Genomic DNA, 12,403 nt, shown 5'->3' with positions numbered 1-12,403 from the left:
CCCCAGCGACGCCTCAAGCATCGCGACGCCTCCCGCGGGGAGGCGTCCTGACTGACCTTAGTGCACGCCGCCTTGGATGACGGTGGGCATTTCCTTCATGATGCCGAGGCGGCGGGCCACTTCGGTGTAGCTCTCGATGACGTTGCCGAGGTCGCGACGGAAGCGGTCCTTGTCCAGCTTCTCGTTGGTGGCGGCGTCCCACAGGCGGCAGCTGTCGGGGCTGATCTCGTCGGCCAGGATGATGCGCGAGAAGTCGCCCTCGTAGACGCGGCCGAACTCGATCTTGAAGTCCACCAGCGTGATGCCGACGCCGCTGAACAGGCCCGACAGGTAGTCGTTCACGCGCAGCGCCATGGCCATCATGTCGTCGATCTCCTGGGTGGCGGCCCAGTTGAACGCGGTGATGTGCTCTTCGGAGACCATCGGGTCGCCGAGCTTGTCGTCCTTGTAGTAGAACTCGATGATCGAGCGCGGCAGCGGCTGGCCTTCGGTCAGGCCCAGGCGCGTGGCGATCGAGCCGGCGGCGATGTTGCGCACGACGACCTCGAGCGGAACGATCTCGACTTCCTTGATCAGCTGCTCGCGCAGGTTCAGGCGGCGGATGAAGTGGTTCTGGACGCCGATCGCGTTCAGGCGAGTCATGATGTACTCGCTGATGCGGTTGTTGATCACGCCCTTGCCTTCGAGGACGGCCTTCTTCTGCGCGTTGAACGCGGTGGCGTCGTCCTTGAAATACTGGATCAGGGTGCCGGGCTCGGGGCCCTCGTACAGGATCTTGGCCTTGCCTTCGTAGATCTTCTTGCGACGGGTCATGGCTCTCGTCGAGGCCCTTCCTGCGAATAAGCGCGCCGTCCTTGCCCGGAAGACTCCCGAGAAAACGAAAAGCGCGCGCGGCGGATAGCTGCGCGCGGCGTTCGACTCAAGGCCGCTCACTGAAAAATGTCCGCTGGAACCTACCCGAACGCCGGCTTTTCCGCAAACGCGGCCTGCCATCGTGGTAAACCTTCGCCCTGCGGCGTCGCGGGCGATTGCCCCCCGTCGCTGGGCGGGATATGGAGCCGCCACAAGAACACTTCGTCTCGCGGACACGCCATGTTCGCAGGGGACGAAACCGAACTACTCTCTTACACTGGAGCACCGTACTACCGCCCTGGGTTGCACCCGTCCGGCGGCAGGCGCTTCGGGAAACTTGGGGCTTTCATGACGACCTTCGACGACCGCGAGCAGGCTTTCGAACGCAAGTTCGCGAACGACCAGGAGCTGGAGTTCAAGGCCACCGCGCGCCGCAACCGCCTGCTGGGCGAATGGGCCGCCGGCCTGATGGGCCTGGCCACGGTCGAGGAATACGCCCGCGCCGTCGTGAAGTCGGACTTCGAGCAGCCCGGCGACGAGGACGTGTTCCGCAAGGTCTTCGAAGACCTGAAGGGCTCGGGCGTCGCGGCGTCGGAAGGCGAGGTCCGCATGAAGATGGCCGAACTGCTGGCCTTCGCCCGCGAGCAGCTGCGCGCCGGCGAGTAAGCCGGTCCGCCGAAAGGCGACCACGAAGAGGCCCGGCCCGGTTCGCACCGGCCGGGCCTTTTTCTTTGGCCGCTATCGCGCATCTGTGAACTTGCGCACCTCTGGGTTGTTAAAAAACTGCAATCGTCCTCAGGCTTTATCGGGCGGCGAATTCGCCCGTGAGGCGCATCGTCGACAACGGGGCGGCGATCAAGCGACCGCTCCGATAACCGGAGGACGCAAACATGGCTGACGACGTCGGCAACCTGCATTCCCAATCGGCCGAGATCGGTCCGGTCGGCCTCTACCTGGTCAAGGTCGTGGTCGGTAACGTCGGCACGCCCGGCGCTCCGATCGTCAACCTGGCCCTGACCGTCGACGCGCCCTCGGGCCACGTCAGCGGCATCGCCGAGATCAACCAGGCGGTCATCGGCGGCCAGCACCGCTTCCCGGTGCAGGGCAACATCTACCACACGGGCCTTGGCCAGGATCAGCTGCTGGTCGCCCTGCACGGCCAGTTCGTGGCCAGCGTACCGCCGCCGGCCATCGGCTCGTTTCTGGTGCAGTTCCGCGCCGGCCTGGTGGTCGACAAGACCTGGAACGGCCACGGCGGCTTCGACTACCTGAACACCCACATCGACAACGTGCCGGTCAAGCGGGTCTGACCCCTTCTGCGCGCTGAGAGGCGGGGTCCGGTCGCATGACGACCGGGCCCCGTTCTTGTTCGAGGACCGGCGTTGTGCGAAATCGCACGGCGTGTCGGGGACGCGCGCTGTAGCGTTTCCGACGACGACCAAGGCGGCGCAGGGGGCGACCGCCAGGCGTTGCGGGGGAACACGGCATGGCCGACGATACTGAAGTGTGCGGGGCGGACGCGGGCGTGGTCCAACTGGTCGTCGGCAAGCTGGGCATGCCGGGCGCGCCGATCCTGCGGCTGGACCTGCAGTTCGCCGCCGACCGCGCCAACGGCGTGGCCGAGATCAACCAGGCGGTCATCGGCGGCAAGCACCGGTTCGAGGTCTCGGGCGAGGTTTCGCCGACCGGGGACGCGCCCTTCGGGCTGCGGGTCACGCTGGAAGGCCAGTTTCCCCATGCCGGTCAGGCTGTCCGCTTCAACGCCGTCCTGTCGGTGAACGAGGCCTGGGTCGGCGAGGGCCAGTTCGAGTACCTGCAGACCAAGGTCTCGAAGGTCCCGGTCAAGCCCGCGGGCTGACCGCTACAGATAATTCCGCAGCATCAGCCAGGCCTCGCGCTTGGCCTCGAACCCCATCGCCGCGTGGGCGGGGCTGGACGAGGGCAGGGGAACCAGCGCCAGGCTCTCGGCCCGCGCGGCCAGCAGGCGCGTCCCGGCCTTGGCCGCCGCGCCGCCGTTGAACGCCACCGCCCGCAGGCGCGGCAGGCCGTCGATCAGGCCGGTAAGGTCGTTGTCGGCGGCGTTCTTGATCGCCGCGTCCAGGCTGCCGGGGCGTACCGCCTCGGCGTGGACGTCCCACAGCCCGACGCCGGCCGCCAGCAGGGCGGCCAGGCGCTCGTCATAGGGCAGGGAGGCCAGGTCGCGCTCGACCGTCGCGCCGATCAGCCGCCAGAAGCCGTTGCGGGGATGACCGTAGTATTGCCCGGCGGCCAGCGAGGCGTCTCCGGGCAGGCTGCCCAGCACCAGCACGCGCACGCCGGCGTCGACGACCGGAGGAAAGCCGCGCTTGCGGGCCTCTCCGGTCACGCCTGGCGGGGCTTGCCGGCCGGCGGGCTGTCCTTGAGCCAGCCGGTGACCATCAGCCGCGGCGCGCCGGCATAGGGCGCAACGGGGGCCACCGAGTGCTGCCGGGGCACCTTGAAGATGGTCATGGTGTTGAAGGCGGGCGCAAAGCCGCGCTCGATGTCGCCCAGGTCGTCGTGGAACAGCAGCTGGCCGCCCCAGTCGCTGCGCCATTCCCGGGTCAGGCTGATGGTGTAGGCGGCCCGCCGGTCGCCCTCGCCGGTGTCGTCGTGGCGGGTGAGGAAGTCGCCCGGCCGATAGAGCGTGGCCTGGGCGTCCAGCTTGGTGATCCCCGGCTCGCCGATCACCTGGGCGCCGAAGGCGATCATCTCCGGGCTGTTGAGGAAGTCGGTCAGGTCGTGGATCGGGTGGCCCGGATTACGCCCGGTGAGATAGGCGTTGATCATCGGATAGCCGAGATAGACGTAGGCGAAGCCGGTGCGGGCCCGCAGGGTGGCGGCCTTCAGCTTCTCGCCGACGGCGGGGCCGCCCAGGCGCTGCACCGTCGCGCGGTCCAGCACCTCGGCCTTGCCGCTCTCGGTGGAGCAGATCACGTCCCACTCGACGCCCTGTTCGAGCATGCGCGCCAGGATGTCGGCCACGGCCGGCTCGAAAAGCCCCGGGATGCGGACCATGCCGTCCCGGGCGTAGGCGACCGCGAGGGCCGCCGGATCCAGCGCCGGATTGAGACGAAGGATCGGCGGCTCGCTCAACGGATCAGGCCTGCTCGCCGAAGACGCGCTTGAAGATCACGTCGACGTTCTTGGTGTGGTAGCCGAGGTCGAACAGATCCTCGAGCTCGGCGTCGGTCAGGGCCTTGGAGACTACCGGGTCGGCCTTGAGGAAGTCGAGGAAGCGGCCCTCGCCGCGCCACACCTTCATGGCGTTGCCCTGCACGGCGGCGTAGGCGTCCTCGCGCGACACGTCCTTGTGCGTCAGGGCCAGCATGACCCGCTGCGAGAACACCAGCCCCCCGAGCTTGTCGAGGTTCTTGGCCATGTTGTCGGGATAGATGTTGAAGCGCTCGATCACGCCCGCCAGGCGGCGCAGGGCGAAGTCGAGGTGGATGGTGGCGTCGGGGCCGATGCCGCGCTCGACCGACGAGTGGCTGATGTCGCGCTCGTGCCAGAGGGCGACGTTCTCCATGGCCGGGACCACGGCCGAACGGACCAGGCGCGCCAGGCCCGTCAGGTTCTCGGTCAGGATCGGGTTGCGCTTGTGCGGCATGGCCGACGAGCCCTTCTGGCCCGGATCGAACGGCTCTTCGGCTTCAAGCACTTCGGTGCGCTGCAGGTGGCGGATTTCGGTGGCCAGGCGCTCGATCGACGAGGCCACGACGCCCAGGGCGGCGAAGTAGGCGGCGTGACGGTCGCGCGGGATGACCTGGGTCGAAACCGGCTCGACGGCCAAGCCCATCTTGTCGGCCACATGCTGTTCGACGCGCGGGTCGACATTGGCGAAGGTGCCGACGGCGCCCGAGATCGCGCAGGTGGCGATCTCGAACTTGGCCATCGCCAGGCGCTCCTTGGCGCGCTGGAATTCGGCGTAGTAGCCGGCCAGCTTCAGGCCGAAGGTGATCGGCTCGGCGTGGATGCCGTGGCTGCGGCCGACGCAGACGGTGAACTTGTGCTCCAGCGCGCGGCGCTTGAGGGCGGCCAGGACCAGGTCGACGCCGTCGAGCAGCAGGTCGGTGGCGCGCGACAGCTGCACGGCGAAGCAGGTGTCCAGCACGTCGCTGCTGGTCATGCCCTGGTGCAGGAAGCGGGCCTCGGGGCCGACGATTTCCGACACGTGGGTCAGGAAGGCGATGACGTCGTGCTTGGTGACGCGCTCGATCTCGTCGATGCGGTCGCTGTCCCAGACCGCGTCGCGGCCCTTCTCCCAGATGGTCTCCGCGGCGAGCTTGGGGATGACCCCAAGTTCGGCCATGGCGTCTGCGGCATGGGCCTCGATCTCGAACCAGATCTTGTACTTGGTCTGGCTGGACCAGATGGCGGCGGCTTCGGGGCGGGCGTAGCGGCTGATCATGGGCCGGGGGTTTCGTCGCGTGGGGCCGCTGAGTCAAGGGAAGCGGGTTATTACTTAGGAGGACGGTGATCCTCCCCCTGAAGGGGGAGGTGGCCCGGAGGGCCGGAGGGGGAAGGTTCTGATGAGCTGGCGAACCCGTCGAAGGGAGTGGTCACATCCCCCTCCGTCGGCTTCGCCGCCACCTCCCCCTTCAGGGGAAGGATTTCGGACCTCATCGCCGCGACTTCATGTGCCCCACCATGCCGATGGCCGCCAGGGCGTAGTGCACGCCGGCCCAGGCATAGAAGCACAGTGAAACGATGATGCCCTGCTGGGTGGCGCGGGCCATGGCCCCGCCGCAGGCCTTGGCGGTCTCGATCGCCGCGCCCTTGGGGGCGATGCCGCCGGGGCAGGCGGCGGCGAAGTCGATCGGGCCGGGCGAGAACATGCCGCCGAGCGCGGTGAAGATGCCCGTGGCCTGCGGGTGGTTGAAGTGGAAGCCGGCCAGGTGGTCGATCAGCCAGCCGGTGAACACCGGCCCGCCGCCGAGCGCGATCAGGTTGAGGAAGAAGAACAGCAGGGCCGTGGCCGTGGCCCGGCGGCGCGGCTCCACCGAGTTCTGCACCACGCCGAAGGTCGGGGCGAGATAGACGTAGTGGAAGACGCCCGGGATCAGCAGGATCAGCGCCGTCATCTGCCACTCGGTCTGCAGGTAGGCGATGATGTAGATCGGCGTGCAGAGAATGAGGCCGATGGCGGGCGTCAGGGCGTACCACTTGGCGCTGCGCTTGCCGGCCCAGTCGCTGAGGAAGCCGCCGACCAGCGTGCCGACGCCGGCCGAGAAGCCGCCGATCAGGCCCACGATCAAACCAACCTGCGCCAGGCCCAGGCCGAAGGCGCGCACGAAGTAGGGCGGCACGAACGCGCCCGAGCCGTAGGAGCCGAACGAGGCGATGGTCACGCCCAGCACCATGTGCAGCACCGGCCACTTGCCGAACAGGATCTTGGTGACGGCCCAGAGCTCGGAGAACTCCTGCTTCAGCGAGAAGGCCGGCTTGGCTGGTTCGGCGGGGATCACGGCCTCCGGCTCCAGCGGCGCCTCGACGACATCGGAATGGCCGCGCGGCGGTTCCTTGACGACCAGCTTGACCAGCAGGGCCAGCAGTATGCCCGGCAGGCCGACGATGACGAAGGCGGCCCGCCAGGACAGTTCCTGGGCCAGCCAGCCCCCCGCGACCGCGCCGAACATCGTGCCCAGCGGAATGCCGAAGCTGTAGATCGACAGGGCCGAGGCGCGCTGCTTGGGCGCGTAGTAGTCGCTGATCAGCGAGTGGCTGGGCGGCGAGCAGCCCGCCTCGCCGACGCCCACCCCGAAGCGGTAGAGCGCCAGCTGGGCGAAGCTGGCCGCGGTGCCGCAGAGCGCGGTGAAGCCCGACCAGATGACCAGCGAGATCGAGATGATGCTGACCCGGTTCCAGCGCTCGGCCAGGCGGGCGATCGGAATGCCGAGGATGGTGTAGAGCAGGGCGAAGTAGAGCCCGCCCAGGAGGCCCAGCTGGGTGTCGGTCAGGTGCAGGTCGACCTTGATGGCCTGGCCGATGGTGGCGATGATCGTGCGGTCGATGAAGTTGAAGGTGTAGGTCGCCAGCAGGAGCGCCAGCACCGAGGCCTTGTATCCCTTGGAATAGAGCGGCCGATCGCCGCCCGGCGCACGCGCCTGGCCCATACTGACTCTCTCCCTTCAAACGTTTGTTCTATTTGCGCCGACTGTGACCCAAGGTCAGGGAGAGCGCCACCCCCTTTTCGAAGCTTCGGAATGGTGGCGGCTTTGCGGCGCGCGGATGAACCGCAGATAACAGGAGAGGGCGGGAAGGTTCAGGAAAGCGAGCGCCTACTGGCGCCACACAAGGCCGGTCGAACGGCCGCCGCGTCGGAGGTCTCCCATGCAAGCCGCCCCCCGCAAGACTGAGCAGGAAACGCCTGCCCGCGAGGCGAAGATCGTCTCGCTGGCGCAGTTCAACCACGCCCGCTCGATGAAGGCGCTCGACCGCTGGGACACCGGCGTCCCCGCCGACCCCTATCCCTTCGCCTACTGTTTCCCGAGGTCGGAGCGCTAAACAAGATCCTCCCCCTGTGGGGGAGGTGGCCCGAAGGGCCGGAGGGGGGACGTTTTCAGCTTCCGCGGCGTCGGAAGTCACTCCCCCCACCGATCGCTGCGCGATCGCCTCCCCCAGCGGGGGAGGTTCGCCGACTACCCCACCATGTCCTCGCGGATGGTCTTGCGGGCCGCCCAGAACAGCGCGAACGCCACAAGGCCGAACATCGTCGAGACGATCAGCGCCCAGCGCACGCCTTGGGCCTCGCCCAGGCCCATTGGTCCGGCGAAGACGTCGCTGAGCGCGCCGACGGCCACGGGACCCAGGCCAAGGCCGATCAGGTTGATCACGAACAGCAGCACGGCCGAGGCCGTGGCCCGCATCGACGGGTCGACGATGCTCTGGGCCGTGGCGTAGACCGGCCCGTACCACAGCGTGCCCAGCAAGATGGGGATGGCGAGGATGCCGATGGCGGCGGTCACCGAGTCCAAACTGACGGCGGCGATGTAGAACGGCAGGGTGACCAGCGAGGCGATGGCCGGCACGGTGACGTAGGCCCGCAGGTCCTTGGCCCCCAGCTTGTCGGCCAGCTGTCCGCCCAGCCAGGCGCCGATGACGCCGGCCGTGCCGCCGATCAGGCCTAGAGCCAGGCCCAGGAAACCGGCCGACTTCAGCCCGAACTGCGCGGCCAGGGCGGCGACGTCGGCGCCGTGGTTGCGGAAAAAGTACGAGGCGATGAACGGCGCCTGGCCATAGCCGACGAAAGCCTTGATCGAGGCGGCGAAGGCCACCAGCCAGAAGGTCTTCTTGGTCATCAGAACGGCGAGCGCCGCGCCGAAGCTGACCTGATGGGCGGCGCGGCCGGCCAGATCGGCGGCCAGCTGCTTGCGCGGCTCGACCAGGGTGAAGGCGGCGATGATCGCGAACAGCACGCCCGGCGCGCCGGCGACCATGAAGGCCGCGCGCCAGCCGTAGGCGTCGGCGATCAGCCCGCCCATGGCCATGCCGGCCAGGGTGCCCAGCGGCGTGCCGATCGAATAGAAGGCGATGGCGCTGGCCCGCTTTTCCTTCGGCACATAGTCGGTGATCAGCGAGTGAGCGGGCGGGGTGCAGCCGGCCTCGCCGACGCCCACCCCGATGCGGGCGGCGATCAGCTGCCAGACGTTTTGGGCGAAGCCGCACAGCACGGTGAAGGCGCTCCAGGCCAGGATCGAGGCGGCGATGATCCGCGGCCGGTTCTTGCGCTCGGCCAGCCGCGCGATCGGGATGCCCAGCACGGTGTAGAAGATCGCGAAGGCCAGGCCCGTCATCATGCCCAGCTGCCAGTCGGCGAGGCCCAGATCCCGCTTGATCGGCTCGGCCAGGATGTTGACGACCTGCCGGTCGAGGAAGTTCAGCGTGTAGATGATCAGCAGCACCCAGAGGGCGTAACGGCGGTAGCCGCTGGACACGGGCGCGATCACCGGCGACGGAACTGCCGTCTCGGCCATGGGCGTTCTCCCTCAAACATTTGTTCTAATCGTTGAGGCGACTTTAGACGCGCGTTAAGCGGTATGACCAGTCCGCATCGAACAGGAGAGACCGTCATGGAACTCGTCATCGGAACCAAGAAGTGGTCGACCTGGTCGCTGCGGCCCTGGCTGGCGCTCAAGCGGATCGGCGTCCCGTTCAAGGAGATCGAGGTCGAGCTGCGGCGCGGCGACGCCACCGAGGCCGACATCGCCAAGCATTCGCCCAGCAAGCTGGCGCCGGCCCTGAAGGACGGCGACCTGGTGGTGTGGGACTCGCTGGCGATCTGCGAATACCTGGCCGAGAAGTTCCCGGAGGCCAAGCTGTGGCCGGAGGATCCTGAACTGCGCGCCCTGGCCCGCTCGGCGGCTGCCGAGATGCATTCGGGCTTCTCGTCGCTGCGCGGCGAGTGCCCGATGGACCTTGGCCTGATCAAGCACGCCGACCTGTCGGAAGCCACCCAGAAGGACGTCCGCAAGATCACCGAGCGCTGGAACCAGCTCCTGAAGCGTTCGGGCGGGCCGTTCCTGCTGGGCGAATGGTCGATCGCCGACGCCTTCTACACGCCGGTCGCCACCCGCTTCCGCACCTACGGCGTGCATCTGTCGGACTACGGCGACACCGGCGCGGCCGGCGCCTATTGCGAGCGCCTGCTGGAGACGCCGGAGTTCCTGGCCTGGGAGGCCGGGGCCTAGGGGCCGTACTCAATGCCTTGGCTATAAAGGTCGTCATCCTGGCCGGAGGTCCGCGTAGCGGGCCGCAGAGCCGAGACCCAGGGGCCACCGGCAGTGCGCCGGCCCCTGGGTCCTGGATAAGCGCATCGCGCTTTCCGGGATGACGATCGGTGAGGTATTGATCCTAAAGGATTTTCTCTCCCGGTCGGACTTTAGGCCGTCGGGAAGAAATGCATGTAGGGCTCGGCTTCATTCAGCGTTCGCGCATAGGAGGGCCGGGCCTTCAACCGTTCGAGATAGGCCGCGGCGTTGGGGCGTTCGGGGGCCAGCGGCATGACCTTGTCGGCATAGAACATCGCCGGGGCCGCGGCGCAGTCGGCCATCGAGAACACCTCGCCGGCGGCCCAGGCGCGGCCGTCCATGTCGCGTTCGACAATGTCGAGGGCGGTGGTCAGGTGGGCTCTCGCCTCGGCTAGGCCATGCGGGTCCTTGGCGTTCGCCGGCCGGATGCGGTCGTTGACGATCTTCTGCATCGGGGCCTGCACCGACAGGTCGAAGAACCGGTCCCTGGCCCGCACTTCCAGCGCCAGGTCCGGATCCTGGGGGATCAGGGAGGCGGCGCCAGGATGATGGATATGCAGATACTCGATCAGGATCGAGCTCTCCGGCACGACCGCGCCGCGCCCGGTGTCTTCCAGCACCGGCATGCGGGCCATCGGCCATAGAGCCCGGAACGCTTCAGCCGAGGCCTGGTCGCCGAAGTCGACCATGCGCAGTTCAAACGGCAGGTTCAGTTCGTACAGCGCCACCAGCGCCTTGTGGCAGAACGACGAGAGCGGGTGGGCGTGCAGGATCAGCGCCATCGGTTTCCTCCGTTGGCGCATTGGCGCGGAAACGGAGAGCGTCGTCTACAGCCCGAACGCCTTCAGCAGCCGGTCGGCGGCGGCCGAGGCGGGCAGGTCGCCGGCGCGCACCGCGCCTTCGGTCCCGCTCACGAGCGCGGCCACGGCCGGCGCGGCGCGGAAGGCCTCGGCCAGGCGGTCGTTGACCATGGCCCACATCCAGCGGGCGTCCTGGTCGGCGCGGCGGGCGGCTCTCGCGCCATTGGCGGTCATCACCTCACGGTGGCGCTGGACCTGGCCCCACAGCGTGTCGAGGCCGGCGCCGGTCAGGCCCGAGGCGGTCAGCACCGGCGGCGTCCAGTCGGGATGGGCGGGCGTGAGGATGTGCAGGGCGTTGCGATAGTCGCGGGCCGAGCGCTCGGCCTTGGTGGGATCGGCGTCGGCCTTGTTGATGACCAGCAGGTCGGCCAGCTCGATCAGGCCTTTCTTGATGCCCTGCAGTTCGTCGCCGCCGCCGGGGATCAGCAGGGCCACGAAGATGTCGACCATGTCGGCGACGACGGTCTCGGACTGGCCCACGCCCACGGTCTCGACGATGACCACGTCGAAGCCGGCCGCCTCGCACAGCAGCATGGCCTCGCGGGTCTTGCGGGTCACGCCGCCAAGGGCGCCGCCGGACGGGGAGGGGCGGATGAAGGCGTTCGGATCGGTGCTGAGGCGCTCCATCCGGGTCTTGTCGCCGAGGATCGAGCCGCCGTGGCGGCCGGACGACGGGTCGACCGCCAGCACCGCCACCCTGTGGCCGTCGGCGGTCAGGGCGCAGCCCAGGCTCTCGATGGTGATCGACTTGCCCGCGCCCGGCACGCCGGTGATCCCCACGCGCTGGGCGCCGCCGGTACGGGGCATCAGGCGCTGGAGAAGCTCGCGGGCGGCGGCCTGGTGATCGGCGCGGCGGCTCTCGACCAGGGTGATGGCGCGGGCCAGGGCCGCGCGTTCGCCGGCCAGCAGGCGGCGTTCGAGATCGGCGATGTCGAGGACGGGCGCAGACACGCCCCCGACTTAGAGGACGACCGCCGTGCCGGAAACCGAAACCATCATCATCTGCCCGTTGGGGCCGACTGTGTTGTAGTCGAGATCGACCGCCAGGATGGCGTTGGCGCCGACCTTCTCGGCTTCCTTCATCAGGCCCTTCAGGGCGTCCTCGCGGGCGCGTTCCAGCACCCGCTCGTAGGAGCTGGAGCGGCCGCCGATGAAGTCGCGGATCGAGGCCAGCAGGTCGAGCACGACGTTCGCGCCCAGGATCGCCTGGGAATAGATCGCGCCCTTGTACTCCTTGACCGGACGGCCCTCGATGAACGGGGTGGTCGAGATCAGCATGGCCGCGGGTCCTTCGATCGATGGCGCATAGTTAAGCATAAACGGGGCGCGCCGCGAGGGGCTCCGGCGTTGCACGCGTGGCTATACGGCGAAGTTTCCCCTCTGGCGGGAAACCGGCTTCCGGCAAGCCTGGCCTTGAGGCAGATTGCCCGCGCTGAAGCTGGGGGGCTGGCCGTTGTTCTTCGCCAAATCGCATCTCGACCTGCACAACATCCGGGGCAGCGTCGAGCGCACGGTCAAGCTGTCCGACAACATCGTCGGCGTCGGGCCGGTGGGCATCGGCCTGGACGGCATCCTGGCCTGGTTCGGCGGGGCGGGTTCGCTCTACTCGCTGGGCGCGGGCGGGGTGCTATTGTTCGACGGCGTGCGGGCGCGGGCCGCGCCGATGGTGCTGATCCAGATGACGGCCGTGCTGCTGATCGACGCCCTGCTGCCGCTGGGGCCGCCCGGCCTGGGCGCGGTGGCCGACACCCTGTTCACCGGCCAGAAGTGGGCCGGCGGCATGTTGATCAAGCACATGGACGACACGATCTACTTCGAAGGGACGCGCAAGGAAGCCCAGGCCACGGCCGAGTATCGCGACCTGCTTGAGCGGATCCGCTCGGGCAAGGAAAAGCGACGAGTGGTGTTCCTGGGCTGACAACC

15 protein-coding genes are annotated in these 12,403 nt (G+C 68.3%); 6 read left to right on the top strand and 9 right to left on the bottom strand.

Annotated features, from left to right (window positions below):
• Nucleotides 1–57 precede the first annotated feature (57 nt).
• The gene (gene purC, locus V6S85_RS17010) at nt 58–813 is read right to left on the bottom strand and encodes a phosphoribosylaminoimidazolesuccinocarboxamide synthase (protein WP_116488052.1); all 756 of its coding nucleotides are present in this window, start codon (nt 811–813) and stop codon (nt 58–60) included.
• A gap of 387 nt (nt 814–1,200) precedes the next feature.
• On the opposite strand from purC, the gene V6S85_RS17005 reads away from it, so the two are divergent.
• The 3 genes from V6S85_RS17005 to V6S85_RS16995 all read left to right on the top strand — a co-directional run bounded on the left by V6S85_RS17005 (nt 1,201) and on the right by V6S85_RS16995 (nt 2,710).
• Nucleotides 1,201–1,518, top strand: coding sequence for a DUF1476 domain-containing protein (locus V6S85_RS17005; RefSeq protein ID WP_101719177.1), 318 nt, complete (start codon nt 1,201–1,203; stop codon nt 1,516–1,518).
• Nucleotides 1,519–1,742: 224 nt separating this feature from the next.
• Nucleotides 1,743–2,162, top strand: coding sequence for a DUF1842 domain-containing protein (locus V6S85_RS17000; RefSeq protein WP_116488053.1), 420 nt, complete (start codon nt 1,743–1,745; stop codon nt 2,160–2,162).
• Nucleotides 2,163–2,338: 176 nt separating this feature from the next.
• Nucleotides 2,339–2,710, top strand: coding sequence for a DUF1842 domain-containing protein (locus tag V6S85_RS16995; RefSeq protein WP_116569583.1), 372 nt, complete (start codon nt 2,339–2,341; stop codon nt 2,708–2,710).
• 3 nt (nt 2,711–2,713) lie between these two features.
• Here the strand turns inward: V6S85_RS16995 and V6S85_RS16990 are convergent, their stop codons facing one another.
• The 4 genes from V6S85_RS16990 to V6S85_RS16975 form a co-directional block, all read right to left on the bottom strand.
• Nucleotides 2,714–3,217: a DNA-deoxyinosine glycosylase gene (locus tag V6S85_RS16990; RefSeq protein WP_334349666.1), complete on the bottom strand. Its 504-nt coding sequence runs from the start codon at nt 3,215–3,217 to the stop codon at nt 2,714–2,716.
• Nucleotides 3,214–3,966, bottom strand: coding sequence for a 2OG-Fe(II) oxygenase (locus V6S85_RS16985; RefSeq protein WP_116569585.1), 753 nt, complete (start codon nt 3,964–3,966; stop codon nt 3,214–3,216). The genes V6S85_RS16990 and V6S85_RS16985 overlap by 4 nt, the downstream gene beginning before the upstream one ends.
• Nucleotides 3,967–3,970: 4 nt before the next feature.
• On the bottom strand, nt 3,971–5,281 hold the full coding sequence (purB, locus tag V6S85_RS16980; protein ID WP_058349997.1) for an adenylosuccinate lyase: 1,311 nt from the start codon (nt 5,279–5,281) through the stop codon (nt 3,971–3,973).
• A gap of 211 nt (nt 5,282–5,492) precedes the next feature.
• On the bottom strand, nt 5,493–6,986 hold the full coding sequence (locus tag V6S85_RS16975) for a spinster family MFS transporter (protein ID WP_334349665.1): 1,494 nt from the start codon (nt 6,984–6,986) through the stop codon (nt 5,493–5,495).
• 217 nt (nt 6,987–7,203) lie between these two features.
• Between V6S85_RS16975 and V6S85_RS16970 the strand changes: the two genes are divergently transcribed.
• Nucleotides 7,204–7,377 carry a hypothetical protein gene (locus tag V6S85_RS16970; RefSeq protein WP_334349664.1) on the top strand — a complete coding sequence of 58 codons (174 nt, stop codon included), beginning with the start codon at nt 7,204–7,206 and terminating at the stop codon, nt 7,375–7,377.
• A 134-nt stretch (nt 7,378–7,511) separates the two neighbouring features.
• Here V6S85_RS16970 and V6S85_RS16965 read toward each other — a convergent pair whose 3' ends face one another.
• Nucleotides 7,512–8,846 carry a spinster family MFS transporter gene (locus V6S85_RS16965; protein WP_334349663.1) on the bottom strand — a complete coding sequence of 445 codons (1,335 nt, stop codon included), beginning with the start codon at nt 8,844–8,846 and terminating at the stop codon, nt 7,512–7,514.
• 96 nt (nt 8,847–8,942) lie between these two features.
• On the opposite strand from V6S85_RS16965, the gene V6S85_RS16960 reads away from it, so the two are divergent.
• On the top strand, nt 8,943–9,560 hold the full coding sequence (locus V6S85_RS16960) for a glutathione S-transferase family protein (protein WP_116569588.1): 618 nt from the start codon (nt 8,943–8,945) through the stop codon (nt 9,558–9,560).
• Between the two features lie 191 nt (nt 9,561–9,751).
• On the opposite strand, the gene V6S85_RS16955 is transcribed toward V6S85_RS16960, so the two are convergent.
• Genes V6S85_RS16955 through V6S85_RS16945 form a run of 3 tightly spaced genes read right to left on the bottom strand, consistent with a single transcriptional unit; the run spans nt 9,752 to nt 11,758 of the window.
• Nucleotides 9,752–10,402, bottom strand: a complete 651-nt coding sequence (locus tag V6S85_RS16955) for a glutathione S-transferase family protein (RefSeq protein ID WP_334349662.1) — start codon at nt 10,400–10,402, stop codon at nt 9,752–9,754.
• Between the two features lie 45 nt (nt 10,403–10,447).
• Nucleotides 10,448–11,431, bottom strand: a complete 984-nt coding sequence (gene meaB / locus V6S85_RS16950; RefSeq protein ID WP_334349661.1) for a methylmalonyl Co-A mutase-associated GTPase MeaB — start codon at nt 11,429–11,431, stop codon at nt 10,448–10,450.
• Nucleotides 11,432–11,440: 9 nt separating this feature from the next.
• On the bottom strand, nt 11,441–11,758 hold the full coding sequence (locus tag V6S85_RS16945) for a heavy metal-binding domain-containing protein (protein ID WP_116569591.1): 318 nt from the start codon (nt 11,756–11,758) through the stop codon (nt 11,441–11,443).
• 175 nt (nt 11,759–11,933) lie between these two features.
• Between V6S85_RS16945 and V6S85_RS16940 the strand changes: the two genes are divergently transcribed.
• A complete protein-coding gene (locus tag V6S85_RS16940) occupies nt 11,934–12,398 on the top strand; it encodes a DUF4112 domain-containing protein (protein WP_116488226.1) in 465 nt (154 codons plus the stop codon).
• Nucleotides 12,399–12,403: the final 5 nt, after the last annotated feature.

It is taken from the genome of Caulobacter sp. CCNWLW153 (assembly GCF_036889365.1).
In the GTDB taxonomy this organism is placed as follows: domain Bacteria; phylum Pseudomonadota; class Alphaproteobacteria; order Caulobacterales; family Caulobacteraceae; genus Caulobacter; species Caulobacter radicis.
This window is presented reverse-complemented; position numbering and strand designations above follow the sequence as displayed.